The following is a 25,670-nucleotide window of genomic DNA, read 5'->3' as shown; positions in this document are numbered from 1 at the left end:
CGACCCGGCCGGCTCGCCCGTCAGGACGCGCCGGCCCTCTCAGCCCTGGCCGTGTCAGCCGCGCGGAGTGTCGGAGGCGCCGGTCGACCCGGTGCCACCGTCCGAGCCGGTGGTGCCGTCGTGTCCCCAGCTCGGGGTCCCCGCATGGCGGCCCTCCGACCGGCCCTCTCGGCTGCGGCCATCCGGGTCACCGTACGGGTTCGCGGCGGACTCGCCAGCCGAGCGTGACGTGCCGTACGGGCTGGTCACGCCGTCGCCGTACCCGCCGGCGTCGCCGTACGGGCCCGAGCTCCCCGAGCGTCCGGCACCGCTCGGGTTCCAGGTGGTGCCGTGCGGCACGGTCGCCGGGGTCCACCCGGGCGGGGCCCCGTAGTTCGGCGCCACCGACGAGGGCTTGTCGCCGGTCTCGCCGGCCCGTCGCCCGTTGGCGCCCGTCCGGTAGACGTCCGGGATCCCCGTCGCCGGCATGCCCGCCGGGGGCGTCGGCGTCGAGCCGCCGTCGGGGTTCTGCTGCCCCGTGCCGTAGCCCGCGTCGTGCCCGTTGCCGGCCGCGTGGGCGCCGGCGTAGCTGCCGTTGGCGCCGTGGACGGCCTGTCCGTTCCCGCTGCCGTTGCCCGCGACCGAGCCGACGGCGGTGCGCTCGGTGCGCTCGGCGCGCTCGGGGTCGGTGGCCTCGCCGGGCGGCGGCCAGGGCTCGCCGCGCTCGGTGGCCAGCTCGCGCCGCGTCTTGATCGGTGGGCGGTCCGACGGCAGACGCTCGCCGAAGTCGTTGAACGTCGTGATGCGCGGGCGCTTGGTGACCGACGCGAAGATGCGCTCGAGGTCGCGGCGCTGCAGCGTCTCGTGCTCGATGAGCTCACCGGTGAGCGCGTCGAGCGCGTCGCGGTGGGTGTTGAGGATGTCCCACGCCTCGGTGTGCGCGGCCTCGATGAGCTTGCGCACCTCCTCGTCGATCTCGTGGGCCACCTCGAGCGAGTAGTCGGGCTGGCGTCCCGCCGAGCGGCCGAGGAACGGCTCACCCTGCTCCTGGCCGTACTTCACGGCGCCGAGACGGGCGCTCATGCCGTACTCGGTGACCATCGCGCGCGCGATCTTGGTCGCCTGCTCGATGTCGGACGACGCGCCGGTGGTCGGCTCGTGGAACACCAGCTCCTCGGCGGAGCGCCCGCCCATGGCGAACACCAGCCGGGCCAGCATCTCCGAGCGGGTCATGAGCTCCTTGTCGTCCTCGGGGACGACGAGCGCGTGCCCACCGGTGCGCCCGCGCGGGAGGATCGTGACCTTGTAGACCGGCTCGATGTCGGGCATCGCCCACGCGGCCAGCGCGTGGCCCGCCTCGTGGTAGGCCGCGACCTTCTTCTCCTGCTCGGAGATGATGCGGCTCTTGCGGGCCGGGCCGCCGATGACGCGGTCGACCGACTCCTCGAGGGCCGTCCCCGTGATCTGCGTCTGCCCGAGACGGGCGGTGAGCAGCGCGGCCTCGTTGATGACGTTCGCGAGGTCGGCGCCGGAGAAGCCGACGGTGCGCTTGGCCAGACCGTCGAGGTCGGCGTCGGGCGCGAGCGGCTTGCCCGCGGAGTGCACCGCCAGGATCTGTCGCCGGCCGGCGAGGTCGGGCGCCGCGACCGGGATCTGGCGGTCGAACCGACCGGGACGCAGCAGGGCCGGGTCGAGGATGTCGGGCCGGTTGGTGGCCGCGATGAGGATGATCCCGCCGCGGGAGTCGAACCCGTCCATCTCGACGAGCAGCTGGTTGAGGGTCTGCTCGCGCTCGTCGTGGCCGCCGCCCATGCCGGCGCCTCGGTGGCGGCCGACGGCGTCGATCTCGTCGACGAACACGATGCACGGGGAGTTCTGCTTGGCCTGCTCGAACAGGTCGCGCACGCGGGACGCGCCGACACCGACGAACATCTCCACGAAGTCCGAGCCGGAGATCGTGTAGAAGGGCACGCCCGCCTCGCCGGCGACCGCGCGGGCCAGCAACGTCTTGCCGGTGCCGGGCGGGCCGTAGAGCAGGACGCCCTTGGGGATCTTGGCGCCGAGCTGCTGGTAGCGCGTGGGGTTCTGGAGGAAGTCCTTGATCTCGTAGAGCTCCTCCACCGCCTCGTTCGCCCCGGCGACGTCGGCGAAGGTGGTCTTCGGCATGTCCTTGTTGAGCTGCTTGGCCTTGGACTTGCCGAAGGACAGGACGCGGTTGCCCCCGCCCTGGGAGTTCATCATCCAGAACAGCAGCAGCAGGACCAGGCCCAGCGGGATCAGATAGATCAACATCTGGGTCAGGAACGAGTCCTGCGTGACCCGGGTGTCGAAGCCCGAGGGCGCCGGGTTGTCACGGACCAGGCCGAACACCTGGTCGGTCGCGGCGGCCGGGTACTGCGCGTAGATCTGGTTGGTCGTCGTCGGCTGGGCGCCCTCGACGCCCGGAACCTGCACCGGGTTGGTGAGCGTCAGCCGGAGGCGCTGTTCCTTGTCCTCGATCGTGATCTCGGACGCGTTGCGCGCCTCGACCTGCGCCAGGGCGAGCGACGTGGGGGCCTCGGTGTACCCGCGGGTGTCGCTGAGCAGCGACGAGATCCCGAGGTAGACCAGGAAGAACACCACGATCCAGATGAGTGGATTGCGGAGAAGGCGCTTGCGGTCCATGCGGTTGCGGCCTCCAGGCGGCCCTCGACCCTCCCCGGGTGGACCCTGCGGTCGGTGTCAGTCGTCTCGGCTCCGGGTCCGCGCACGCACGGACGTCCGTGGGGCCCTGATCTGCTCAATGTACCCCCCGGTCACGACACCGGTCCGCGCGCGACCGGCCGAACCGGACGGGGCGGCCGGGAGCGTTCAGCGCCGCCGGCGGGCGGTGCCGAACAGACCCCGTGTGATCTCGCGGCCGAGCTGGCTCGCCAGCGAGCGCACGAACGACTTCACTGCCGGGTTGGCCATCGCCTTCTCGACCATCCCCGGCTCCTCGTCCTGCCCGGGCGGCGGGGCCTGGGGCGGCGCCGGCTGCGGCTGCTGGCCCTCGGGGAGGGGCTCGGCCGGGGCCGGCGCCCCACTCGCGCCGGTGGCCGCCGAGAGCTTCTCGTACGCCGACTCGCGGTCCACCGGCTCGCCGTACTTGCCCCACAGCGGCGACCCCTTCGCCGCCTCGGTGACCGCCGGCTCACCGATCGCGGCCATCAGCGAGCGCGGCGCTCGCACCCGCGTCCACGCCACCGGCGTCGGGGCGCCCCGCTCGGAGAGCACGGTGACGATCGCCTCGCCGGTGCCCAACGATGTCAGCGAGGTCTCGATGTCGTAGACCGACGACTTCGGGTAGGTGCGCGCGGTGCGCGAGAGCGCCTTCTGGTCGTCGGGGGTGAAGGCGCGCAGCGCGTGCTGCACCCGGGCGCCGAGCTGCGAGAGGACGTCGTTGGGGACGTCGGTGGGCTGCTGGGTGCAGAAGAAGACGCCGACGCCCTTGGACCGGATGAGCTTCACCGTCTGCTCGATCCGGTCGAGGAAGGCCTTCGACGCGTCGGTGAAGAGCAGGTGCGCCTCGTCGAAGAAGAAGACGAGCTTGGGCTTGTCGATGTCGCCGGCCTCGGGGAGGTCCTCGAAGAGCTCGGCGAGCAGCCACATGAGGAACGTCGAGTAGAGCATCGGGTCGGCCTGCTGGTCGGCGAGCTCGAGCAGGGTGACGCGGCCCTTCCCGTCCGGCTCCACGACCAGCAGGTCGGCGGGGTCGAACTCGGGCTCGCCGAAGAACTTGTCGCCGCCGCGCGCCTCGAGGTTGACCAACGCGCGCAGGATGACGCCCGCGGTCGACGTCGAGACCCCGCCGATGCCCTTGAGCGCCGCCTTGCCCTCGTCGGAGAGCAGGTGCTGGATCACCGAGCGCAGATCCTTGGTGTCCAGCAGCGCGAGGCCCTGCTGGTCGGCCCAGTGGAAGATCAGGCCGAGCGTCGACTCCTGGGTCTCGTTGAGCCCGAGCACCTTCGACAGCAGGATCGGCCCGAAACCCGTGATCGTCGCGCGCACCGGGATGCCGATCCCCTCGCCGAGCGAGAGGAACTGCACGGGGTAGGCGGTCGGCGTCCAGTCGTCGCCGGTGTCGGTGGCGCGCCCGGTGACGCGGTCGTTCTGCTCGCCCGGGCGGGCGAGGCCGGAGAGGTCGCCCTTGATGTCCGCGAGCAGCACCGGCACCCCGGCCCCCGAGCACTGCTCGGCGAGGTTCTGCAGCGTCTTCGTCTTCCCGGTGCCCGTCGCGCCGGCCACCAGACCGTGCCGGTTCAGCGTCGCGAACGGGATCCGGACCTTCGCCGCGGGGTCGACGGCGCCGTCGACCACGACGGTCCCCAGTTCGAGGGCCGCGCCGTCCGTCGCGTACCCGGCGGCGATCTCTGCAGCAGCTCCCTGGTCGGCCACGGGGGCAGGCTAACGGTGATCAGGGGCCCGCGGGGACGTCGACGCGCACGGCGGTGATCGCGCCGTCGGTGCCGCGCTCCGCGTGCACCGTCACCTGCTGCCCGGCGCGCAGCCCGGCGGGCCCGTCGGGGCGGGGCACGGCGACACTCGTGCCGGCCGTGGTGCGCAGCGCGGTCTGGGTGCCGTCGCCGGACCGGATCGTGACGATCGGGAAGCCGCCGCCGGTGGGTTGCACGGACTCGATGACGCCGAGCAGGTCGGGCACCGAGCCGGGCCCGGTGTCCGGGGCCGTCGCGCGCCCGACGAGTGCGCCGAGCGCGAGGCAGACGATCCCGCCGAGCACCAGCAGCAGGATCCGCGTCGAGCGCGCCAGGCCGGGACGGCGCAGGCGCGTCGCGAGGTCGACGTTGTCGACCGGCTCGTCGAGCACCGTCGCCGCGTGGTCGGCCTGCGTCCGGTCCTCGTCGCGGTCCGGATCCGGGGGCTCCTGCTCCGCCGTCCGGGTGCTGCGCGGCGGCGGGTCGGAGCGCCGGGCCGCCTGCGGGACCGGGATCTGCTCGGTGGTCGAGGACGTGTCGGCCGGCCGGTCGCCGGTCCGGTCGCCGTCGGATGGCTGGGTCACGAGTTCCTCCCGGGGACGCGCCTCACTCGCGGCGCAGGGCTTCGATGGGCCGCAGGCGCGCGGCGCGGCGGGCGGGATAGGCACCGAAGAAGATGCCGATGGCGGCCGAGACGCCGACCGCGGCGACGACGGCGGAAGGCAGCACGACCGGTCGGAAGTCGCCGAGCGGCACGAGCGTGCCGGCGTAGCCCACCGCGACGCCGAACAGGCCGCCGACCACGGACAGGATGATCGACTCGACGAGGAACTGACCGAGGATCGCCGACGGCGGCGCGCCGAGGGCCTTGCGGATGCCGATCTCGCGGGTCCGTTCGGTCACCGACACGAGCATGATGTTCGTGATCCCGATCCCGCCGACGACCAGCGAGATCGCCGCGATGGCCGCGAGCAGCAGCGTGAACGCCCCGAGGGTGTCGTCCAGGACGTCGGCGAGCTGGCGGGCGCTGAGCACCTGGTAGTCCCGGTCGTCCGGGTTGTCGATGCCGTGGCGGCGGTCGAGGATGCTGTTGATCTCGCTCTCGGCGGCGGCCTGCGCCTCGGTGGAGCGCGCCTGCACCACGATCTGGCTGAGGTCGCCGAAGCCGGTCAGCGAGCCCTGCACGGCCGTGATCGGCGCCAGCACGTTCTCGTCGGGGTTGGACAGGCCCTGGCCCTGGCCCGCCGGCGCGAGCGTCCCGATGACGTTGAACGGCACCCCGCGCACGAGCACGTCCTGGCCGACGGGGTCGGAGCCGACCCCGAAGAGGTCGTCGGCGACGGTGCGGCCGAGCAGCACGACCTTGCGCCCCGCCTCGACGTCGGCGTCGGTGTACTCGCGCCCGGTGCCCATCCGGACGTTGGCGCCCGGGAAGTAGGACGGGGTGCTGCCGACGACGGTCGCGTCGGTGCTCGCCCGCCCGGCGTCGATCGACACCGAGAGCGAGACCACCGGCGAGACCGAGGCGATGTCCGGCGCGCCCTGGGGGTCGGCCAGCGCGCGGACGTCGCCGGTGGTCAGGGGACGCCCGTCGGTGCCCGCGCTCGCCGGCGGCTGACGGGGCAGGACGGTGATGCTGTTGGCGCCCAGGCCCGCGATCTGGCCCTGGATGTACTGCGACGCCCCGTTGCCCAGCGCGGTCAGCAGGATGACCGCGGCGATGCCGATGATGATCCCGAGCATCGTCAGCAGCGAGCGCAGCCGGTTCGCGACGAGGCCGCGGACCGCGAAGCGGACGATCTCCACAACGCTCATGCCGGGCTCATCGCCGCACCTGGGCTTCGGACAGCCGCCCGTCGGCGACCACGACGACCCGCTGCGCCCGCTCCGCGACCTCGTCGTCGTGGGTGATCAGCACGATCGTCCGGCCGGAGGCGTGCAGGCGGTCGAACAGGCCGAGCGCGTCGGCGGTGCTCTGCGAGTCGAGGTTGCCGGTGGGCTCGTCGGCGAGCAGCAGGGCGGGGGACGTGACGAGGGCGCGCGCCACCGCGACACGCTGCTGCTGGCCGCCGGAGAGCTGGTTGGGGCGGTGGTCCTCGCGGCCCTGCAACCCGACGAGCGCGAGCGCGGCCATCGCCCGCTCGCGGCGCACCCGCCGGCCCACCCCCGCGTAGACCAGCGGCAGCTCGACGTTGGCGAGCGCGGTCGTGCGCGGGATGAGGTTGAACGCCTGGAACACGAACCCGATCTGCCGGTTGCGCAACACGGCCTGCTGGCGCTCGTCGAGGTCGGCGACGTCGAGACCCTCGAGCAGGTAGCGCCCGGACGTCGGCGCGTCGAGGCAGCCGAGCATGTTCAGCAGCGTCGACTTGCCGGACCCCGACTGGCCGACCACCGCGAGGTACTCCCCGCGGCGCACGGTCAGGTCGACGTCGCGCAGCGCGTGGACCGCGGTCTCCCCCGAGCCGTAGACCTTCGAGAGCTTCCGGACGTCGAGGACGTTCGTCACCTCGGCGCCGGTCATCCCCCGCCGCCGCCCTGCTGGTTCGGCGGCGGCTCACCGGTGGTGAACGGGTTGGCCGTGTTCGGGTCGGGCAGGACGACGAGCTCACCGGGCGCGAGACCCGAGCGGACCTCGACGAGCGTGTCGGAGCTCAGCCCGAGGCCCACGGTCCGCGGCTGCGGGGTTCCGTCGGGCCCGAGCACCTGCACCGTGCCGTCCGTCGCCCCCTCGCCGCCGACGGGGGTGACCGCCACCGACGGGAGGAACGCGACGTTCGGCGCCTGCGCGACGGTGACCCCGACGCTCGCCGACATCCCGGGCCGCAGGTTCGGCGGTGGCCCGGTGAGGGTCACGACCGTGCCGTACTGCACCGACGTCCCGGCGCCGGGCAGGAGGTCGATCGCGGTCACCGTGCCCGGCAGCGCCTGCCCGGGCAGCGCGTTCACCGACACCTCCACGGGCTGGCCGACCGCGAGCCGGCCCACGTCGAGCTCGGGGACGTCCGCGCGGACCTGCAGCGAGGTGAGGTCGAGGATCGTCATCGCCGCCGGCGTGCTCGGCGATCCCGTGACCGACGACCCGCCACCGCCCCCGGAGCTCGCGCCGCCGCCCGCCGCGCCGCTCCCGCCGGACGAGGCTCCCGACGACGCCGCGCCGGCCGCGGCGCCGGTACCCCCGGCCGTGCCGTCGGGCAGCGTGCCGCCCGTGGGGTTGCCCGACGACGTCGAGCTCGTCGTCGTGCCGCCGGCCGGGACCAGCTGCCCGGGACCGATGTCGAGGCTGACCACCGTGCCGTCCTGCGGCGAGGAGAGCTCGAGGTCCTCGGCGGCGTTCTCGGCCTGGATCACCGACGCCTCGGCCTGCGCCAGCTGCGCCTCGGCCGACGCGACCTGACCCTCCGGCGTCGTCGCGGCGGCGCCGCCACCCGCGCCGCCACCCGCGCCGGCGCCGGACGAGCCGCCGGCGCCGCCGGACGAGCCGCTGGTGCTACCGGTGCCGCCGCCGGCGGGGGGCGTCGTGGTCGGCGGCGCCGGAGCCGCGGCGGGCACGGCCTTGGGGTCGGCGGACGGCATGCTGCGCAGCCCGTTGATCTCGACGAGCGGGCGACCCTGGTGCGGGGGCTGCTGACCAGAGGGCGGTTGCTGACCCGGAGGAGGCTGCTGACCCGGAGGAGGCTGCTGGCCTGGAGGAGGCTGGTGGCCGCCGGCGGGAGGCGCTCCCGGCTGTCCCTGCGGCACCCCACCGCCCTGCGACGCCCCACCGCCCGGCGGCACCGCGCCGGACTGCGTGGCGCCGGGCTGCATGGCTCCGGGCCGCATGGCTCCGGGCTGCATGGCTCCGGGCTGCGCGGCCCCCGCCGCCGGCTGCTGCTGTGCCGGGGCGGCCGCGCTGGTCGACGGGTTGTCGCGCGCCTCGCGGGCGTCGCGCAGCGCCTGGCGCGCGGAGTCGCGCTGCGCCCGGGCGGCGTCGAGGTTGGCGTCGGCGTACTCCGCGTCGAGGGTCGCCACGACCTCGCCGGCCTCGACACGGTCGCCGACCGCGACGCGCACGTCCTCGACACGCCCGCCGCCGGCGAAGTTGAGCGTGGAGCTGCGGGCGCTGGTGACCGCGCCGGAGGCCGTGACCGTCTCGGCGACCGTCCCGCGGCCGACCGGCGTGGTCCGCAGACCCGCGTCGTCGGTGCCGCCGCTCGAGGTGAGCGCGATGATCGTGCCTCCGGCAGCGAGCAGCACCACCAGAGCAATGGCCCCGTTGACGAGCCACAGAGAGCGACGCGAACCCGCCATGTGGCGGACGCTATCCAGTGGTCACCGAGCGCCTTCGCGCGGGGTCCCGTTTGGCTGAGTGAACGTTCAGCGATCTCAGGCGTAGACGCGCGGGTCGAGCGTGCCGATGTAGGGCAGATCCCGGTAGCGCTCCCCGTAGTCGAGCCCGAAACCGACGACGAACTCGTTGGGGATGTCGAAGCCGACGTACGCCACGTCGACGTCGAGCTTGGCCGCCTCCGGCTTGCGCAGCAGCGTCACGACGTCGAGGGAGGCCGGTCCGCGGGACTCGAGGTTCTTGCGCAGCCAGGACAGCGTCAGGCCGGAGTCGATGATGTCCTCGACGATGAGCACGCGCCGTCCGGAGATGTCCCGGTCGAGGTCCTTGAGAATGCGCACGACCCCCGACGACGAGGTCGACGACCCGTACGAGCTGACCGCCATGAACTCGAGCTGCGCCGGCATCGGCAGCCGGCGGGCGAGGTCCGTCATGAACATCACAGCGCCCTTGAGGACGCCGACGAGGACGAGGTCCTGGTCGCCCTCGCCGTACGTGGCCCCGATCTGCTCGGCCAGCTCGGCGATCTTGTCCTGGATCTGGTCCTCGGTGATCAGTACGGACGCGATGTCGCCGTCGTACACCGTTGTCGGGCTCCTCACCGGATCGGGGACGGCCCGGCGGGGCGGGCCGGGGCTCCCGGGCGGTCGCCGGGGCCTTCGAGCACCCGAAGCCTGCCACGTGCCCGGACCACCACCAACTCGCCCGGGAGGGGCGGGACACCCTGGCCACGCCACTGCACGACGACGTTGTCCACCGCACGAAGGTGCGCGTCGGAGAGCTCCCGTGCGCCCGCGCCCGCCAGCCAGGACCGCAGGACGCGCCGGCGCACGGCGGGCGGCTCCGCGGCCAGGAGCACCGCGTCGAGGGATCCGTCGGCGGCGACGAGCACCTCCCGACGCTGGTCGGCCAGGGCGGAGAGCGCGGCGTCGTCGTCGGCGAGCTGCGCGGCCGTGCGGGCGAGGGCGGGCGCGACACCGCCGCCGAGCGCCTCCTCGAGCACCGGCAGGACCTCGAGGCGCAACCGCACGCGGGTGTAGCGCGGATCGGCGTTGTGAGGGTCGTCCCACACCGCGAGATCCAGCGCCGCGCACGCCGCCCGGGTCGTCGCCCGGCGCAGACCGAGCAACGGCCGGCACCACGGCGGGTCCCACACGGCCATGCCCGCGAGCGACCGCGCCCCCGACCCGCGCCCCAGCCCGAGCAGCACCGTCTCCGCCTGGTCGTCGAGCGTGTGCCCGAGCAGCACCGGCGCGTCCCCGCGCGCCCGCGACGCGCCGCGCAGCGCCGCGTACCGGGCCGCGCGCGCGGCCGCCTCGGGCCCACCCGCGGTGCCGACCTCGACGGCGACGACCTCTGCGCTCGTCACCCCGAGCGCCCCCAGCTGCTCCGCGACCCGCTGCGCGTGCCCGGCGGAGCCGTCCTGCAGGCCGTGGTCGACGACCACGCCGTGCACCTCGCCGGGCGCGACATGCACCGCCGCGGCCGCGAGCGCGAGGGAGTCCGCGCCGCCCGAGCACGCGACGATCAACGGGGAGTTCGCGCGCCTAGAGGCAGCGAACAGCACGTTCGCTGCCTCAGAGAGCACCTCGCGCACCGCGCGCCGGACCTCGGCGACGGGCTCCGGCGCGCGCACGACGGGAGGTCAGCCGTGGACGCGGGCGAGCCAGGCGTCCGGGTCGGTGATCTCGGAGCGCCGCGGCAGCGTGTCCGGTGAGGTCCACACCGCGTTGAGCCCGTCGAGGCCCACCCGGGCGACGACGTGGTCGACGAACACGCGGCCCTGCTCGTACTGCCGAATCTTCGCGTCGACGCCCAGCAGCGTGCGCAGGAGCCGGTCGACGAGGCTCCCGCCGCGGCGCCGGTGGGTGAACCGCGCCCGGATCGTCGCCACCGACGGCACCACGGCGGGCCCGACGGCGTCCATGACGTGCTCGGCGTGGCCCTCGAGCAGCGTGGTCAGGGCGAGCAGCCGGTCGAGGACGGCGCGCTGCTCGGGGCCCTGGAACATCTCGACCAGCGCCATCCCGTCGCGCGGCGGTTCGCGGCGGATCGCCTTGACGATCTCGGGCAGCCGGTCGACCGACCCGGACGCGGAACGGTCGAAGCCGCCGGCGAACGCCGCGACCTCGCTCTGGAAGTGGTCGCGCAGCCAGTCGACGGCCGTGAACTGCAGCCGGTGGGTGGCCTCGTGCAGGCACACCCACAGCGCGAAGTCGTCGCCGTCGACGTCGAGGGCCTGGCGGGCGGCGACGACGTTCGGCGCGACGAGTAGCAGGCGTCCGGCCTGCTCCCCCGTCGGGCCGGCTCCCGCTTCGCTCCGCGACACGGGACTGCCGAACGGGTCGTACTGCCCGAGCACGCGGCTGCCGAGGAACGCGAGCAACGTGCCCATCTGCAGGCCGGCCGCCGAGCGCGTCACCCGCCCGACGGTGCTCCCGACGATCCCCTCGGGCGGGCCGGGCAGCGGCGCGTCGGCCAGCAGCGCGGCGATCCCGTCGACGGCGGAGCGGATCCAGCCCGGGCGGTCGACGACGTCGGCCTCGGGGATCGGCAGGCCGGCGCCGAGCCCGGTGACCGACCGCACGTGGTCCTCGGAGATCCGGGCGCCCTCGCGCAGCCGGGCCACCTCGGCGGCGGCCTCCGCGGGCGAGACGGCGGGCCCCGCGGGCACCAGGCGCGTGCCGGTGGCGATCGCGAGTCCCCAGTCGACGGGCAGCCCCGTGCCGCGGGGCGCGGAGGTCAGGTCGACGGTCACCGTTCCACCGTACGTCGCGGTCCGAACGGGTCGAGCTCCGCGGCGCTCCGGCTCCCGGACCGGGCTCAGCGACAACCGCAGTCGTGCAGCGCCGCCGCCAGTGCGTCGAGGCGTGGTCGGGCCGTGCCGGGGTCGACGCCGTTGCTCATGAACGAGAACACGAGCGTGCGCCCGTCGGCGGTGTCGACGACGCCGGCGAGCGCGTTGGCGGCCGTCAGCGTCCCGGTCTTCGCCCGCACCCACCCGCGGCCGTCGGCGCCGGGCGTGCCGGGGACGTAGCGGTCGGCGAGCGTGCCGCCCCCGCCCGCCACGGGCAGCCCGTCGAGCAGCGGGCGCAGGGCGGCGGTGCGCGGATCGGAGCCGGTCGGGGCGGCGGCGGGCGCGAGCACCCCCGACAGCGCGGTCGCCGGCACGCGGTCGTTCACCGAGAGCCCGCTGGTGTCGGCGAGCACCACGCCGTTCGTGTCGATCTGCGCCTCGCCCAGCACGCGCGTCACGGCCCGCGCGGCACCGTCGAAGGTCGTCGGCTCGCCGACGGCGCGGGCGACCTCGCGGCCGAGGGCCTCGGCGAGCACGTTGTCGGAGTTCTGCAGCGCCGTGCGCACGAGCTCGGTGACCGGGGGCGACTGCACCTGGCCGAGCACCGCCGCGTTCGGCGGCGCGGTGCCGACCGCGACCGACGGGGCGGTGCCGCCGCGCTCCAGGCGCGCGCCGAGCTCGCGGGCGGCGTCGGAGGCCGGGGTGGCCGTGCGCGGCACGTCGAGGACGGTCGGGTCGCTGCGCCCGCCGTCGAGCATCACGGGCACGATCGGCGCCACGAAGCCGCCCGCGACGTCGGTGGGGTCCCAGCCGGGGGCGACGCCGTTGCCGCCACCGTTCTCGTAGTGCGAGACGTCGACCAGCACGCGCGTCACCGGCGGCTGCCCGGCCCGGGAGGCGTTGACGGCGGCGACGAGGTCGTCGAGGCGCGCGGCGTCGGGGTAGACGGTCTGGCGCCCCGCGGGCAGCGACGACAGCGTCGGGTCCCCGCCGCCGACCAGCACGATCGTGTCCGGGGTCGGCCCGGCGACCACCGAGGTCGTCAGCCGCATCATCGGGTCGAGGCGCAGCAGGGCCGCGGAGCCGGTCAACAACTTCGTGACCGACGCCGGCACCTGCGGGTCGTCGGGGCGCCGGCTCCAGAGCGCCTCGCCGGTGGCCGGGTCGAGGACGGCGCCGGTGAGGTCACCGAGCGCGGCGGCGCGCGCGTCGAGCGCCGTCGCGAGCCCCGCGCGGGTGGGGGCCGGGGCATCGGCGCCCACCGCGGCCAGGCGCAGCTGGGGCGTCGCGGGGTCCGGCGGGTCGGCGGCCTCGCCGCCGAGCAGCGTCACCGGGAGGCCGGCCGCGCGGGCGAACGAGGGGGCGGTGAGCGTGACACCGACGACGACGCCGGCCAGCAGCGCGACGACGACCGCGACGCCCAGGAGGGGCAGGCCCCACCGGCGAACGACGGATGACGGGTCGGGGACCGCGCGGTGACCGTCGCCGCTCAACGCCCCGCACCCCTCCTCACCTGCAGTTCACCTCACCCGGACGAGAGCCGGGTCACCCCACGGTGTGCCGGGTCACCCCGACCGGTGCCCCACACTAGAGAAGGGCGAGGGCCCTCGGCCGACCCACGGGGGCGGGTCCGCCGGAGGAGTCACGGCCGACGGACACGGACGACCGAGTACAGGAAGCGGTGAGCGACGCCGTGGAGTTCGACGTACTGATCGAGATCCCCAAGGGGGTCCGCAACAAGTACGAGATGGACAAGGCCACCGGGCGGCTGCGGCTGGACCGCACGCTCTTCACGGCCACGCAGTACCCGGCCGACTACGGCTACATCGAGGAGACGCTCGGCCAGGACGGCGACCCGCTCGACGCGCTGGTCCTGATCCAGGAGCCGACGTTCCCCGGCTGCGTCGTGTCCGCCCGTGCGATCGGCATGTTCCGCATGACCGACGAGGCCGGCGGCGACGACAAGGTGCTGTGCGTGCCGGCGGGCGACCCCCGCCAGGAGCACCTGCGCGACATCCACCACCTCTCCGAGTACGACCGCCTGGAGATCCAGCACTTCTTCGAGGTCTACAAGGACCTCGAGCCCGGCAAGAGCGTCGAAGGCGCCTCCTGGGTCGGCCGCGCGGACGCCGAGGCCGAGATCAAGGCGTCGCTCGCGCGTGCCGAGGACCTCAAGGCCACCACGGCGCACTAGGGCCTGCCCGGCGGCCGGTTCTCAGCGTCCCGTGCGGGTGAGGTCGGCGTCGGTCACGTGTTCCGCGGCCCGCCCCGACGGGGCGGGCCGCGGGGGCGTCACCAGGAGCTCCACCTCGCCCGGCGCGGCGCCGTCCACGAGGATCTGCCTGCTGACCGGCGCGAACCCGCTCGCGGTGAGCATGTGCCGGCCGGGCGCGAGGTCGTCGACGCGGAACCGGCCGTCGGCACCGGTGACCGCCGAGGCCACCACGCCGCCGTCCCGGCCGACGAGCACCACCAGCGACTCCGCCACCGGCGCCCCGCTCGCGGTGCGCACCGCTCCGGCGAGGCCGTAGCGCGCCGCCGGCACGGTGACGTCCCCGCGGGCGCCCTCGTCGCCGACCTCGACCCGGGAGGCGTGGGGTGCCCGTCCCGGCGCGAGGACGGTGACCGTGTAGCCGCCGGGCGACAGCTCCCCGGCGTCCCACAGACCGTCGGCGTCGCTGCGGCGGACGCCGACGACCCCGCCGGCCCGGTCGGTGACCGTCACCGTGGCTCCCGCGACGGGCGTCCCGTCGGTCTCGGTGACGCGCCCGCCCAGCGTCGCGACGCCGGCCAGGGCGACGTCGCGGCGCAGGGGCACGCCGTCGACGGTGACGAGCTCCGCGAACGGGCGGCGCCGGGGCGACGCGGCGATGAGCACGTAGGTCCCGGCGGCCGGCGCGGCGAGGGTGTAGCCGCCGCGGTCGTCGAGGCCCGTGCGCCGGATCGGCGCCCCGTCGAGCCCGTGCAGGGAGACGGTGACCTCGTCCTGCGCGCCGACCGGGCTGCCGCCGGTGCCGGTGATGCGGCCGTGAACCGTCGGACCGGTTGCCGCGTGCACCGGGCGGGCGTCCGCGGTGTCCGGCGGGCCCCAGTCGGCGGTCGTCGAGGCCGGGGCCGGCGTCGTCGAGGCCGGGCCGTTCACGGCGGCGGCCGGTGCCGATCCCTCGGCGTCGCGGGCCTGGATCCCGGACTGGGTGCGCAGCGGCACCTCACGCAGGAACAGCACCAGCACGAAACCGACGGCGATGACGCAGGCGGCGATGAGGAACACCAGGTCCATCGCGTTCGCGAAGCCGACGAGGTACGGCTCGGCCAGGCGCGGATCCATCCGCGGCAGCACCGACGAGTCCTGGGCGACCTGTGCCGCCCCCACGGCCGGGTCGAACGCGACCTGGTTGGCCGGGTTCGCCAGCGCCGCGGGATCGGTGAGGGCCGCGCGGAACTCCGGGGTCGGGGCGATGGACGCGAAGGCGTCGCGGATGCGGTCGCCGACGGTCGAGAACAGCACCGAGAGGAAGACGGCGACGCCCAGGGTGCCGCCCATCTGGCGGAAGAAGGTCGCCGACGCGGTCGCGACGCCCATGTCCCGGGCCGGCACGGCGTTCTGCACCGCGAGCACGAGGGTCTGCATGCAGTTCCCGAGCCCGAGGCCGAACACGACCATGAGCAGCGCGATCTCCCAGTACGGGGTGTCGGCGTGGAGCCGGAGTCCGAACAGCAGCATGCCGGCGGTCATCAGCGCGAGGCCGATCACCGGGAAGACCTTGTAGCGGCCGGTGCGGCTGGTCAGCTGACCGGAGACGATCGAAGCGACCATGATGCCGCCGACCAGCGGGACCATCTGCAGTCCGGCCTGTGTCGGGCTCGCGCCGGTGACGATCTGCAGGTACTGCGGGATGATCGCGATCCCGCCGAACATCCCGATGCCGGTGATGATCGCGATGATCGACGTCAGGCTGAACACACCGTTGCGGAACAGCCGCAGGGGCAGCAGGGCGTCGTCGCCGTAGGCCCGCTCGGCGAGGAGGAACGCCACCAGGCCGGCGACGCCGATGGCGTAGCAGACGATCGCCGAGGTCGAGCCCCAGCCCCACTCGCGGCCCTGCTCGGCGACGATGAGCAGCGGGACCAGGGCGACGGCCAGCGCGGCGGCGCCGGGGAAGTCGAGCCGGTGCTCCCGGCGGGTGTGCGGCAGGCGCAGGACGTTCCAGACGACCAGGAAGGCGATGACACCGATCGGGACGTTGACGAGGAACACCCAGCGCCAGCCGGTGATGCCGAGGATCGTGTCCTGGCCGGCGAGGAAGCCGCCGACGACCGGGCCGATGACGCTGGACGTGCCGAACACCGCGAGGAAGAAGCCCTGGTACCGGGCGCGTTCGCGAGGCGGGACGATGTCGCCGATGATCGTCAGGGCCAGCGACATGAGGCCGCCGGCGCCGAGCCCCTGGACGGCGCGGAAGGCCGCCAGCTCGTACATCGTCGTGGAGACCGTGCACAGCACCGAGCCGAGGACGAAGAGCCCGATCGCGGTGAGGAAGAACGGCCGGCGTCCGTAGAGGTCGGAGAGCTTGCCGTAGAGCGGTGTCGTGATCGTCGCAGTGATCAGGTACGCCGTCGTCGCCCACGCCTGGAGGTTCAGGCCCTGCAGGTCGTCGGCGATGGTGCGGATCGACGTCGAGACGATGTTCTGGTCCAACGCGGCCAGGAACATGCCGAGCATGAGCCCCGAGAGGATCACGACGATCTGGCGGTGGGTGAAGCCGGTACTGCTCGCTGCGGACGGAGTGGGGGGCGCCGCGGTGGCGGGCGTGCTCATGAGGCCTCCTGGCCGCGCACGGCGACCGACGGCGGGGTGGGGGTGTGGTGGCGCTCGAGGTCGCCGGCCAGCTGCTCGAGCAGGTCGACGAGCCGGATGCGGTCGGCCTCGTCCCAGTACTCGGTCATGGCGCTGATCTCGCGGTTGCGGCGGTCGCGGTTGGCGTGGAACACGCGCAGGCCCTCGTCGGTGGGCGCCAGCAGCGTGGCGCGGCCGTCCTCGGGGTCGGGGCGGCGCTCGACGAGCCCGGCGCGGACCAGCCCGGCGACCTGGCGGCTGACCGTCGACGGATCCGAGTGCACGGACTCCGCCAGCGCGTTCGACCGCCGCGGACCCTCGAGAACGAGCCGGGCGAGCAGCACGTAGGCGGCGCGCTCGACCCCGTCGGGACCGACGGACTTCCCGGCCTTCGCCCGTTCGACCGCCCGCATGACGCGGATGAGCTGGTGCCCGAGGCGGTCGGAGACGAGCCAGCGGTCGTCCACCTCGGGCGGCGCCGGGAGCCGAGGAGATTCCATTGCATGCTCCGTACAATCGGTTGCTGCGTACAAGCATGCTCCCGTCGTCGCGACGAGCGCCAGCCGGGTCCCCCAACGAGCGCGCCACACCTCGCCGTGTGGCCCGCTCGGGTTGCGGCTGCGGGGGTGTTTCCGACCGAAGGGCCCCTTCGCTCGCGTGGACGGGCCGAGCGTGCCCTTCGCCGGACCGGTGCGGGCGCGCTCGATGACGTCGTCGCCCCTCGCGCCACGAGATCCCGGTCCGAGGAGCGTGCGTTCCGCGGAGCGGAGCGTTCGCTCCGGACTCTCGGATCTTCTGGCGCAGCCGGCGGGCCGGCGCCCCCGGGGCCCTACGGTGTCGGAGCGTGGCGAGCGAGCGCGTCACCGACGAGCGCGACATCCACGTCGCGACGATCACCTCCTCCCGCCCGGAGGAGCTCGACGCGATCGACGGGCGATGCGCGAGGGGGTTCGACGCGGCGTTCGACCGCCTCCGCGCCGAAGACGGGGCCGGGGCCGGGGCGGGGGCGGGGGCGGGGGCGGGGATCGTGACGGACGAGGGGCGGGCGTTCTGCGTCGGCGCGGACGCGCGCGGCGAGGGCAACCCGGCCGGCGACGTCCCCGGCTCCTTCTGGGAGCGCCCGACCGTGAACTCGTTCGAGAGCGGCTGGGAGATCGACGAGCCGGTGATCGCCGCGGTGAACGGGCACCGCCTGGGTGACGGGCCCACGCTCGTGACCTGGTGCGCGACCTCGTGATCGCCGGCGAGCGGGCGACGTTCGGCGTCCCTGAGGTGCGCCTGGGCATCCCCACCATCGTCGGCGCCATCCGCCCGCTCCCGCCGCATCGGCTGGCAGCCGGCGATGGAGCTGCTGCTCACCGGCGAACAGGTCGACGCCGACAGCGCGCGCGAGAGGGACCTGGTGTCGCGGGGTCGTGCCGCACGACGAGCTCTCGCCGAGGCACGCTCCCTCGCCGACCGTCTCCTCGCCGCGGCGAGCCCGGCGTGTCGCGCGAGCGAGGATGTGGCGATCCTGGCGTCAGACGCCAGCGATGCCGCATCGCTCGAACTAGGCGACGCGCTCGAAGACGGCGGCGAGGCCCTGGCCGCCGCCGATGCACATGGTCTCCAGGCCGTAGCGGGCCTCGCGGCGCGCCATCTCGCGCACCATCGTCGTCAGGATCCGCACCCCGGTCGCACCCACGGGATGTCCCAGCGAGATCCCCGAGCCGTTCGGGTTCACGCGCTCGTCGGTGACCAGGTCGATCCCCCACTCCCGCCCGACCCCGAGCGCCTGCGCGGCGAAGGCCTCGTTCAGCTCGATCACGTCGATGTCCGCCCACGACAACCCCGCCCGCGACAGCGCGAGCTCAGTAGCCGGCACCGGCCCGATCCCCATGACCTCGGGACCCACCCCCGCCAGACCCCACGACACCAGCCGCGCCAGCGGCCGCAGACCCAGCTCCGCGGCCTTCTCCGACGACGTCACGATGCACACCGCCGCGCCGTCGTTCTGCCCCGACGCGTTCCCCGCCGTGACGGTCGCCGAGGGGTCCTGCTTGCCCATGATCGGCCGCAGCTTCGCCAGCGACTCCAGCGAGGCGTCCGGACGGATGTGCTCGTCGGCGTCCACGACCGTGTCCGACTTGCGGCCCGGCACCGTGACCGCCACCAGCTCGTCGGCGAAGCGCCCGTCCTTGACCGCCGCGGTCGCCTTCTCGTGGCTACGCACCGCCAGCCGGTCCTGCTCCTCGCGAGGAATCGAGTACCGCTGGCGCACGTTCTCCGCGGTCTCGATCATCCCGCCCCACACCGGGTGATTCCTCCCGCCCGCGTGCACCCGGCCCTGGGCCAGCGCGTCCTTGAACTCGAACCCGCCGGCCCGGGTCCCCCACCGGGGAGCAGCCGAGTAGTAGGAAGCCCCCGACATCGACTCCGCGCCCCCGGCCAGCACCAGCGACGCCCCACCGGTCTGCACCGCCATCGCCGCGTAGAGCACCGCCTGCAGCCCCGACCCGCAGCGCCGGTCGACCTGGATGCCCGGCACCGACACCTCCAGCCCCGCGTCCAGCGCCGCCACCCGCCCGATCGCCGGCGCGTCCATGGTCGGGTAGCAGTGCCCGAAGATCACGTCGTCGACCTGGTCCGCGGTCAGCCCGGTCCGCGACACCAGCTCCCGGATCACCGTCGCCCCCAGCTCCTGGGGCGCCACGTCGCGCAACGCACCCCCGAACCCGCCCACCGGCGTCCGCAGGGGCTCACAGATCACCGCATCGGCCACGGCCGACCTCCTCGAAGAGCTAGAGCGCGTACCGCAGGATGACCTCGGCGACGCACGCCGGCTTGGGCCATCCCTCGATCTCCACCGTCCCCCCGATCGTCGCCTGCACGCCGTTCGGGACGTCGGTGACGTCCACCAGGCGGCAGTGACCTCGCACACGGCTGGGCACCGGGACCGGCGCCGGGAACCGCACCTTGTTCAGCCCGTAGTTCACGGTCATCGCCACGCCCTTCACCTCGAAGGTGTCCCACCCGAACTTCGGCATGAGGGCGACGGTGAGGAAGCCGTGAGCGACGGTCCTCCCGAACGGGCCCTTCGCGGCGGCCTCGGGGTCGACGTGGATCCACTGATGGTCGTCGGTGGCGTCGGCGAAGATGTCGACGCGGTGCTGGTCGACGGTGACCCACTCGCTCGTCCCGAGGTCCTCCCCCACCGCAGCACGCAGCTCGTCGACGTCGGCGAAGACACGCATCGCAGGCACTCCTAGAGATCGACTAGAGATCGGCGGCGAGTTCCTTGACCTGCCCCACCAGCGACACCCGCTCCGCCGGTGTCCCCGCCAGGGGCGTGACGTTGATCGTCGTGACGCCCGCGCCGGCGAAGGCCCGCAGGCGCTCGGCGACGTAGGAGCGCGGCCCGATCAGCGACATCGAGCGCACCAGGTCCTCGGGCACCGCGGCGGCCGCCTCGTCCTTCTTGCCGTCGAGGTAGAGGTCCTGGACCGTGGCGGCCTCCTCCTCGTAGCCGTAGCGCTGGGCGAGCTCGTTGTAGAAGTTCTTGCCCTTGGCGCCCATGCCGCCCACGTAGAGCGCGACGAACGGGCGCATGCCGTCGAGCATCTGCTGCGCGACGTCGGCGTCCTCGGTGATGCACAGGGACGCCTGCAGGTAGGTCTGCAGCGGACCCAGCGAGGAGTCGCGTTTCGCCTTCCCCGCCTCGAGCGAGGAGCCCCAGATCTCGTGCGCGCGCTCGGGCACGAACAGGATCGGCAGCCAGCCCTCGGCGATCTCGGCGGTCAGCGCCACGTTCTTCGGGCCGATCGCGGCGAGGACGATCGGGATCCGGTCGCGCACCGGGTGGTTGATGATCTTCAGTGGCTTGCCGAGCCCCGTGCCCTGGTCGGGCGGCAGCGGGATGTCGTAGTACCGCCCGGAGTGCTGCACCTTCTCGCGGCGCCACACCTGTCGGCAGATGTCGACGATCTCGCGGGTCCGACCCAGCGGGGCGTCGTAGCGCACACCGTGGAAGCCCTCGATCACCTGCGGGCCGGACGCCCCGATGCCGAGCGTGAAGCGCCCGCCGGAGACGTAGTCGAGGCCCGCGGCGGTCATGGCCGTCAGCGAGGGCGTGCGGGTGTAGATCTGCAGGATGCCGGAGGCGATCTCGAGCCGGCTCGTGCGGGCGGCGATGAACCCGAGCTGGCTCACCGCGTCGAAGCTGTAGGCCTCGGGCACGAACGCGATGTCGAGCCCGGCCGCCTCGTGCTCGGCGAGCTCCGCGACCGTCTCCTCGAAGCCACCGCTGTAGTTCAACCCCATCCCGATGCGCACGGGGGCACCCTGCCACGATCGCGACGATCACGGGCGGCGGGAGGAGACCGGGTGTTCTCGACGACGGTGACGGTGCGCGGCTACGAGTGCGACGCCAACGGGCACGTCAACCACGCGGTCTACCACCAGTACGGCGAGCACGGCCGGACCGAGACCCTCCGGGCGCTGGGCATCGAGATCACCGACATGACGGCGGCCGGTCTCGGCCCGGTGATCCTGGAGACGACCGTGCGGTTCCTCTCCGAGCTGCGCGCCGGCGACGAGATCGACATCCTGCTCGACCTGCGCTTCGGCGAGGGCAAGACGTTCCGGATGGACATCGAGCTGCGCCGCCGCGACGTCGTCGCCGCGACGATCACCGGCACGATGGGCCTGCTCGACCACGCCACGCGGCGCCTGGTCGCCGACCCGCGCGGACGTCTCCGGGCCCTCGCCGGCCCGGAGGGCGTTCAGCTGCTCGACGACTCGGAGAAGTGACCGGGCCAGTCGCGGTAGCGGATCCGCGGGGTCGCGACGACCTCGCCGAGCGTCGACCACTCGTCGCCACCGAGGCGGGCGAGCGGCGCGAGCCGGCGGGCGTCGGGGTGCCCGTCGACGAGCACGTCGTCGGAGACGGCGACGTGCACCACCCGGCCGAGGACGAGCGTGCAGTTGCCGACGTCGAGGGTCCGCTCGAGACGGCACTCCAGCGCCACCGGTGACTCGGCGATCCGTGGCGTCTTCACGTGCAGCGACGGCTCGCGGGTCAGACCGGTCGCGTCGATCTCGCTCTCGTGCGACGGGAAGTCGGTCGCGGTCGCGTTGATGTGCTCGAGCAGCGGCTCGGGCGTCAGGCAGATCGTGAACTCCTCGGTGGCCTGCGCGTTGCGCAGCGAGTCCTTCTCCCCCACGGACGTGAACTGCACGATCGGCGGGTCGGTGCTCGCCACGGTGAAGAACGAGTGCGGCGCGAGGTTGTCGACGCCGTCGGCCGAGCGCGTCACCACCCAGGCGATCGCCCGCGGCACGATCACCGCGGTCAGCAGCTTGTAGATGTCGCGGGCGCCCACGGCGTCGGGGTCGAAATCGGTGCGCACGGTCAGTTCTCACCCGGCAGCAGCCCGGACGGGACCAACTGGGGGGCGCGCGACGTCGTGGTCGTCGGCTCCGGCTCGCTGGTCTCGTCCGCGCCGCTGGTCGTGGTGGCCGGCGCCGACGTCTCCTCCGTGCCGCCCTCCGGGGCGCTCGACGTCGTCTCCGGCGCGGAGGGTGCGGTGGAGGTCTCGGGCGCCGTGCCGAGCACCGAGCCCACGCTGGTGCCCGACTCCCCGCCCGACAGCGGCGAGCCCTTGATCCGTTCGATGCCGGTCACGGCCAGCATCGCGATCAGGAAGATCAGCAGCGCGGTCGCCGCGAGAAGGGCGTAGCGCCGCCAGGGCGGACGCCGAGGCGGCTCCTCCTCGTCGGGGTGGTCGGGATCGTCGGGGCCGCCCGGGGCGCCGACGAGGGCGGTCTCGTCGTCCTCGGACGAGGACATCACCCGCGTGCCGGGCCCGACGACCTGCGTCCGGCCGTCTCCGGGGCCGCCGAGGGTCGTGCGGGTCGCGTCGTCCGACCCGATCACGACGGTCGGGGTGTCGTCCGGGGCGCCCGTCGTCCGCGTCCGGTCGTCGGCGGGAGGGCCGCCGGTGACCCGGGTGCGGTCGCCGGCGGTCATCGCGCTGGCGACCATCGTGCGGTCGTCGGCCTGCGGCGCACCGCGCTCCGGGGGGTCCCCGGGGCGGCGGGTGCGCAGCCGGCGGCGGACGGTGTCGCGGGTCCGCTCGATCGAGCGCTGGTAGACGGCTTCCCCGACGGTGGTGATGACGGCGGCGAGCCCCGCGCCGGCGACGGTGCCCATCGCGCCGCCGACGAACGAGCCGATGCCCGCCGTCGTCACGGCCGCCGCGGCGCCGCCGCTGAGCTTGACGATCGACAACGAGGACGCCCCCGGCGCCGCCGCGTGGGTCGTCGGAGCGTCGGACGGGGCGTGGCTGGACGGCGTGTCGGTGGGAGTGGCGTGGCGCGTGGGCGCCTCCGCGGGCGGGCGCCCGGCGTGCGCCGGGCCACCCGCGGGCACGGGCGACGGTCCGCCCCGGCCGTGAGGTGCCCCCCGCCCGTGCGGCCCGACCTGCGCCCGGCCGGGAGGACCGCCCGGCGGACCGGGTCGACCCGCGCCGGGCGAGCCGTACGGCCCCGGGGGCGGACCCTGCGGCGCGCCGCCGGGGGGCGGACCCGCGGGGCGCGGCGGCATCGGGCCCGGCGGACCGGGCGGCGACGGGGGCTGCGGCTGAGGCGCCTGCGGCGGGGACTGCTGCTGAGGCGCCTGCGGCGGAGGCGCCTGCGGCGAGGACTGCTGCTGAGGCGCCTGCGGTGGGGCGGGCCGGCCGGCCCGCTCCGCCCCGTGGCGGCCGACGGGCGGCGACGTGTCGGGGGCGGGCACGTCGGGCAGGGGCACGTCGGGTAGGGGCACGTCGGGCTGGGGGACCTCGGGGTCGGCACCGTGTCGCGACGCGGCCGCGTCGTCGGGGTCCGGCCCCGGCGCGGCATGTCGCCCGCGGGGCCCAGGGGGGCCGGGCTGCTCGCTCATCCTGCCCTCGCTGACCTCGACGATCCCCCCGCCGGCACGGGGCGGGCCGCCCTCAACCCTGCCCCACGGCCCCGACGGCCTGCGGTCGGGGCCCCGGGTCGGGACTCCGGGCGGGTGGTCCGAGGACGGACGATCGTCGCTGCTCAGTCGCCGGCGCGCCGGTGCCGACCGCCGGTGCCGCGGAGCATCACCGGCCGGGAGGGACGGTCCTCGCTCCCGCCCGCCCCGTCCTCCCGGAACGCACGCCGTTCGAAGCCGCGATCGGTACGGCCGAACGCCCGGCGGACTTCCTCGTAGATCGGCGTCTGCGACATGTGCGGCACCCTACGACTCCGTCCGGGGGTGCCGAGCAGCACACCGACCTCGGTGCCACGCGTGTGACTCGACCTCTGACCTGGGAACACTCGCCCCATCGCGGCACCACGGTGATCGTGTTCACCGGGCTCCGCCGGGTCGATCACGGACCTGGATCCGAGGTCCACCCGGTCGGATCAATCCGCCCTGCGGCGCCCTCACCCGGTGTTGCCGAACCCAGGAGCGGCATCGACACCCAGCCGGCGGAGATGACCGTCCACTCGGCGCAGCCGTACAACGCCGAGCCCGCGCGGACCGCCCTCGCCGGCCGCGACCTGACGCCTGTCTGGGACTCCGCGGCCGGGGTGCAGCCCGCGGACCCCGCCGAGCTCTGGAACGCCAAGGGCTACGTCAACCTCCTGGGCGCGCGTGACGCTGCACGCGGTCCCCGGCACCATGGAACCGTAAATGTCCCGACATTCCGGGGAGAGTCCGTGGGTGAGGCGCCCGACGAGCAGCGGCAGGGCGAACCCGAGCACGAGCCCGACTACCGCTTCACCCTCGCCAACGAGCGGACGTTCCTCGCCTGGCTACGGACCTCGCTGTCGCTGCTCGCGGCCGGCGTGGCCGTGGTGCAGCTGCTCCCCGAGTTCGCCGTGCCGGGCACCCGCGGGGTCGTGGGTGCGCTGCTCGCGGCGCTCGCCGTCGTGACCGCCGCCGGCGGGGTGCTGCGCTGGCGCGGGGTGGAGTTCGCGATCCGGCGCAGCATGCCCCTGCCTCGCCAGCGCCTGCCCTGGGTGCTCGCCGGCGGGCTCGTCGTGCTCGCCCTGTTCGGCCTGGCGCTGGTCGCGCTGCGGGCGGGCGCGTGACCTCCCCGTCCGACGCCGGCCTGCAGGCCGAGCGCACCGGTCTGGCGTGGAGCCGCACGTCGCTCGGCGTCGCCGCCAACGCGGTGCTGCTCGCGGTCCGGGAGCTCACGCACGACGAGCCGGGCCCGTCGCTCGTGCTGGCCGGGGCGGCGGCCGTGCTCGCCGTGGTCGTCGCGGTCTACGGGCGGTTCCGTACCGTGCGGATCAGCGACGCCCCGCTGCCCTCCCCGCTCGCCGCGACCAGGGCCGTCCCGCTGCTCGGGATCGCGGTGGCGCTCCTGGCGCTGGTCACGGGCGTGGTGCTGTCGCTGCGGTAGCCGGTGCCCGTTGCTCCGGGGTGGGCCCCGAGCGGATGAGCGTGACCAGCCCCGACACGGCGACGACCGCGCTGACCGCGGCGAGGACCGCACCCGGGACGCCGAGGGAGAACCGCTCGCCGAGCACGACGATGCCGATGGCCATCGCGGCGACCTGGTCGACGGTGATCTGCGTCGACAGGCCCGCGTCGAGACCGCCGTCGCGGTAGGCCGTCTGGAGCAGCATGATCGACGCCACGGGCAGGATCGCGGCCGCGGCGAGCACGGCGGCGACCAGCCAGGGCGAGCGCCCGTCCTGGACCAGCCGGAACGTCAGGCGGACCAGCCCCGACGTCGCGCCCGCGCAGAGGCCCGAGATCGCGGCGCGGACCACGGCTCGCGGCACCGGCGGCGCGCGGCCGCTCGCCACGGTGAGCATGCCCGCCACGACGAGGACGACGAGCACCGTGCCGAGCACGAGGTCGGCGTTCGGCGGCACCTGCGAGGGCTGGTGCTCGGCCAGGCCGAAGAGCCCGGCCAGCCCGATCACCAGCACCACGGCGCCGATCCACTCCGCGCGGTGGATGCGCCGTTTCTCGAGCCAGGCGTCGAGGGGCAGGGCGAGGATCAGCGCGGTCACGCCGATCGGCTGGACCAGCGTGATCGACCCGAAGCCGAGCGCGACGACGTGGATCATCGCCCCGACGACCATCGACGCGACCCCGCCCCACCACCACGGCCGTCGCAGCAGGGCGCCGAAGAACGGCAGGCCGGCACCCGTGCGCTCGCCGGCGTCGACGGTGCGGGCGGTCTCGCGCCGCTGCAGGGCCGCCGAGAGCGCGTAGGCGAGGGCGGAGCAGCCGGCGAGGGCGACCGCGATCGTCGAGTCGGCGGTCAC

At 74.5% G+C, this 25,670-nt stretch carries 24 protein-coding genes; 5 read left to right on the top strand and 19 right to left on the bottom strand.

The features are described from left to right. Nucleotides 1-54: 54 nt before the first annotated feature. From ftsH to dacB, 10 genes are all read right to left on the bottom strand, one after another. Nucleotides 55-2,643, bottom strand: coding sequence for an ATP-dependent zinc metalloprotease FtsH (ftsH, locus tag AC2A1K_RS14765; protein ID WP_483897055.1), 2,589 nt, complete (start codon nt 2,641-2,643; stop codon nt 55-57). 186 nt (nt 2,644-2,829) lie between these two features. Beyond that, nucleotides 2,830-4,395 (bottom strand): helicase HerA-like domain-containing protein, encoded by a 1,566-nt coding sequence (locus tag AC2A1K_RS14760; RefSeq protein WP_483897054.1) that lies wholly within the window; start codon nt 4,393-4,395, stop codon nt 2,830-2,832. 19 nt (nt 4,396-4,414) lie between these two features. Next, complete coding sequence (locus AC2A1K_RS14755; RefSeq protein WP_483897053.1) at nt 4,415-5,017, bottom strand: hypothetical protein; 603 nt, start codon at nt 5,015-5,017, stop codon at nt 4,415-4,417. 22 nt (nt 5,018-5,039) lie between these two features. Continuing rightward, nucleotides 5,040-6,248: an ABC transporter permease gene (locus tag AC2A1K_RS14750; protein ID WP_483897052.1), complete on the bottom strand. Its 1,209-nt coding sequence runs from the start codon at nt 6,246-6,248 to the stop codon at nt 5,040-5,042. A gap of 7 nt (nt 6,249-6,255) precedes the next feature. After that, a complete protein-coding gene (locus AC2A1K_RS14745) occupies nt 6,256-6,957 on the bottom strand; it encodes an ABC transporter ATP-binding protein (protein ID WP_483897051.1) in 702 nt (233 codons plus the stop codon). After that, the gene (locus AC2A1K_RS14740; protein ID WP_483897050.1) at nt 6,954-8,723 is read right to left on the bottom strand and encodes an efflux RND transporter periplasmic adaptor subunit; all 1,770 of its coding nucleotides are present in this window, start codon (nt 8,721-8,723) and stop codon (nt 6,954-6,956) included. Before AC2A1K_RS14740 ends, AC2A1K_RS14745 begins: the two co-directional genes overlap by 4 nt. Nucleotides 8,724-8,798: 75 nt before the next feature. Further along, nucleotides 8,799-9,344 carry a hypoxanthine phosphoribosyltransferase gene (hpt, locus tag AC2A1K_RS14735; RefSeq protein WP_483897049.1) on the bottom strand — a complete coding sequence of 182 codons (546 nt, stop codon included), beginning with the start codon at nt 9,342-9,344 and terminating at the stop codon, nt 8,799-8,801. 14 nt (nt 9,345-9,358) lie between these two features. Continuing rightward, nucleotides 9,359-10,396, bottom strand: a complete 1,038-nt coding sequence (gene tilS, locus AC2A1K_RS14730) for a tRNA lysidine(34) synthetase TilS (RefSeq protein ID WP_483897048.1) — start codon at nt 10,394-10,396, stop codon at nt 9,359-9,361. A gap of 9 nt (nt 10,397-10,405) precedes the next feature. Continuing rightward, a complete protein-coding gene (locus AC2A1K_RS14725) occupies nt 10,406-11,518 on the bottom strand; it encodes a zinc-dependent metalloprotease (protein WP_483897047.1) in 1,113 nt (370 codons plus the stop codon). A gap of 65 nt (nt 11,519-11,583) precedes the next feature. Continuing rightward, complete coding sequence (gene dacB / locus AC2A1K_RS14720) at nt 11,584-13,050, bottom strand: D-alanyl-D-alanine carboxypeptidase/D-alanyl-D-alanine endopeptidase (RefSeq protein WP_483897046.1); 1,467 nt, start codon at nt 13,048-13,050, stop codon at nt 11,584-11,586. Nucleotides 13,051-13,250: 200 nt separating this feature from the next. Here dacB and AC2A1K_RS14715 point away from each other — a divergent pair, with 200 nt between their 5' ends. Then, nucleotides 13,251-13,751 carry an inorganic diphosphatase gene (locus AC2A1K_RS14715; protein ID WP_483897077.1) on the top strand — a complete coding sequence of 167 codons (501 nt, stop codon included), beginning with the start codon at nt 13,251-13,253 and terminating at the stop codon, nt 13,749-13,751. A gap of 21 nt (nt 13,752-13,772) precedes the next feature. On the opposite strand, the gene AC2A1K_RS14710 is transcribed toward AC2A1K_RS14715, so the two are convergent. Together AC2A1K_RS14710 and AC2A1K_RS14705 are read right to left on the bottom strand one after the other, a co-directional pair. Continuing rightward, nucleotides 13,773-16,376, bottom strand: coding sequence for an MFS transporter (locus AC2A1K_RS14710; protein ID WP_483897045.1), 2,604 nt, complete (start codon nt 16,374-16,376; stop codon nt 13,773-13,775). Continuing rightward, nucleotides 16,373-16,894 (bottom strand): MarR family winged helix-turn-helix transcriptional regulator, encoded by a 522-nt coding sequence (locus AC2A1K_RS14705; RefSeq protein WP_483897044.1) that lies wholly within the window; start codon nt 16,892-16,894, stop codon nt 16,373-16,375. Before AC2A1K_RS14705 ends, AC2A1K_RS14710 begins: the two co-directional genes overlap by 4 nt. 344 nt (nt 16,895-17,238) lie before the next feature. Between AC2A1K_RS14705 and AC2A1K_RS14700 the strand changes: the two genes are divergently transcribed. After that, on the top strand, nt 17,239-17,631 hold the full coding sequence (locus AC2A1K_RS14700) for an enoyl-CoA hydratase-related protein (protein WP_483897043.1): 393 nt from the start codon (nt 17,239-17,241) through the stop codon (nt 17,629-17,631). Between the two features lie 312 nt (nt 17,632-17,943). Here the strand turns inward: AC2A1K_RS14700 and AC2A1K_RS14695 are convergent, their stop codons facing one another. From AC2A1K_RS14695 to AC2A1K_RS14685, 3 genes are read right to left on the bottom strand one after another with little or no spacing between them, the layout of a single operon-like run. Continuing rightward, nucleotides 17,944-19,155, bottom strand: a complete 1,212-nt coding sequence (locus tag AC2A1K_RS14695) for an acetyl-CoA C-acetyltransferase (RefSeq protein WP_483897042.1) — start codon at nt 19,153-19,155, stop codon at nt 17,944-17,946. Between the two features lie 19 nt (nt 19,156-19,174). Further along, on the bottom strand, nt 19,175-19,627 hold the full coding sequence (locus tag AC2A1K_RS14690; RefSeq protein WP_483897041.1) for a MaoC family dehydratase: 453 nt from the start codon (nt 19,625-19,627) through the stop codon (nt 19,175-19,177). A gap of 22 nt (nt 19,628-19,649) precedes the next feature. Continuing rightward, a complete protein-coding gene (locus tag AC2A1K_RS14685) occupies nt 19,650-20,705 on the bottom strand; it encodes an LLM class F420-dependent oxidoreductase (protein WP_483897040.1) in 1,056 nt (351 codons plus the stop codon). Between the two features lie 51 nt (nt 20,706-20,756). Between AC2A1K_RS14685 and AC2A1K_RS14680 the strand changes: the two genes are divergently transcribed. Then, complete coding sequence (locus AC2A1K_RS14680) at nt 20,757-21,182, top strand: acyl-CoA thioesterase (protein WP_483897039.1); 426 nt, start codon at nt 20,757-20,759, stop codon at nt 21,180-21,182. Here AC2A1K_RS14680 and AC2A1K_RS14675 read toward each other — a convergent pair. The 3 genes from AC2A1K_RS14675 to AC2A1K_RS14665 form a co-directional block, all read right to left on the bottom strand. Then, nucleotides 21,155-21,781 carry a flavin reductase family protein gene (locus tag AC2A1K_RS14675; protein WP_483897038.1) on the bottom strand — a complete coding sequence of 209 codons (627 nt, stop codon included), beginning with the start codon at nt 21,779-21,781 and terminating at the stop codon, nt 21,155-21,157. The genes AC2A1K_RS14680 and AC2A1K_RS14675 overlap by 28 nt on opposite strands. A gap of 2 nt (nt 21,782-21,783) precedes the next feature. Further along, entirely contained in the window at nt 21,784-22,803 is a 1,020-nt protein-coding gene (locus tag AC2A1K_RS14670; RefSeq protein ID WP_483897037.1) for a hypothetical protein, read from the bottom strand. A 653-nt stretch (nt 22,804-23,456) separates the two neighbouring features. Beyond that, on the bottom strand, nt 23,457-23,627 hold the full coding sequence (locus AC2A1K_RS14665; RefSeq protein ID WP_483897036.1) for a hypothetical protein: 171 nt from the start codon (nt 23,625-23,627) through the stop codon (nt 23,457-23,459). 249 nt (nt 23,628-23,876) lie between these two features. Here AC2A1K_RS14665 and AC2A1K_RS14660 point away from each other — a divergent pair, with 249 nt between their 5' ends. Both AC2A1K_RS14660 and AC2A1K_RS14655 read left to right on the top strand, forming a co-directional pair. Beyond that, a complete protein-coding gene (locus AC2A1K_RS14660) occupies nt 23,877-24,476 on the top strand; it encodes a YidH family protein (protein ID WP_483897035.1) in 600 nt (199 codons plus the stop codon). Further along, nucleotides 24,473-24,793, top strand: a complete 321-nt coding sequence (locus AC2A1K_RS14655; protein WP_483897034.1) for a DUF202 domain-containing protein — start codon at nt 24,473-24,475, stop codon at nt 24,791-24,793. Before AC2A1K_RS14660 ends, AC2A1K_RS14655 begins: the two co-directional genes overlap by 4 nt. On the opposite strand, the gene AC2A1K_RS14650 is transcribed toward AC2A1K_RS14655, so the two are convergent. After that, the gene (locus AC2A1K_RS14650) at nt 24,765-25,670 is read right to left on the bottom strand and encodes a DMT family transporter (RefSeq protein ID WP_483897033.1); all 906 of its coding nucleotides are present in this window, start codon (nt 25,668-25,670) and stop codon (nt 24,765-24,767) included. The two genes, AC2A1K_RS14655 and AC2A1K_RS14650, sit on opposite strands and share 29 nt — an antisense overlap.

It is taken from the genome of Actinomycetospora sp. 2LY8.5 (genome assembly GCF_057180585.1).
Note: the sequence above shows the minus strand (reverse complement) of the source record. Positions and strands in the feature narration are given on the sequence as shown.

Bases quoted from the DNA above. Each gene is read 5' to 3' on its own strand.
- AC2A1K_RS14690 (WP_483897041.1), bottom strand. From the start codon at position 19,627: ATGCGTGTCTTCGCCGACGTCGACGAGCTGCGTGCTGCGGTGGGGGAG.
- AC2A1K_RS14705 (WP_483897044.1), bottom strand. From the start codon at position 16,894: ATGGAATCTCCTCGGCTCCCGGCGCCGCCCGAGGTGGACGACCGCTGG.
- ftsH (WP_483897055.1), bottom strand. From the start codon at position 2,643: ATGGACCGCAAGCGCCTTCTCCGCAATCCACTCATCTGGATCGTGGTG.
- AC2A1K_RS14710 (WP_483897045.1), bottom strand. From the start codon at position 16,376: ATGAGCACGCCCGCCACCGCGGCGCCCCCCACTCCGTCCGCAGCGAGC.
- AC2A1K_RS14665 (WP_483897036.1), bottom strand. From the start codon at position 23,627: ATGTCGCAGACGCCGATCTACGAGGAAGTCCGCCGGGCGTTCGGCCGT.
- AC2A1K_RS14740 (WP_483897050.1), bottom strand. From the start codon at position 8,723: ATGGCGGGTTCGCGTCGCTCTCTGTGGCTCGTCAACGGGGCCATTGCT.
- AC2A1K_RS14750 (WP_483897052.1), bottom strand. From the start codon at position 6,248: ATGAGCGTTGTGGAGATCGTCCGCTTCGCGGTCCGCGGCCTCGTCGCG.
- AC2A1K_RS14745 (WP_483897051.1), bottom strand. From the start codon at position 6,957: ATGACCGGCGCCGAGGTGACGAACGTCCTCGACGTCCGGAAGCTCTCG.
- AC2A1K_RS14660 (WP_483897035.1), top strand. From the start codon at position 23,877: ATGACCGTCCACTCGGCGCAGCCGTACAACGCCGAGCCCGCGCGGACC.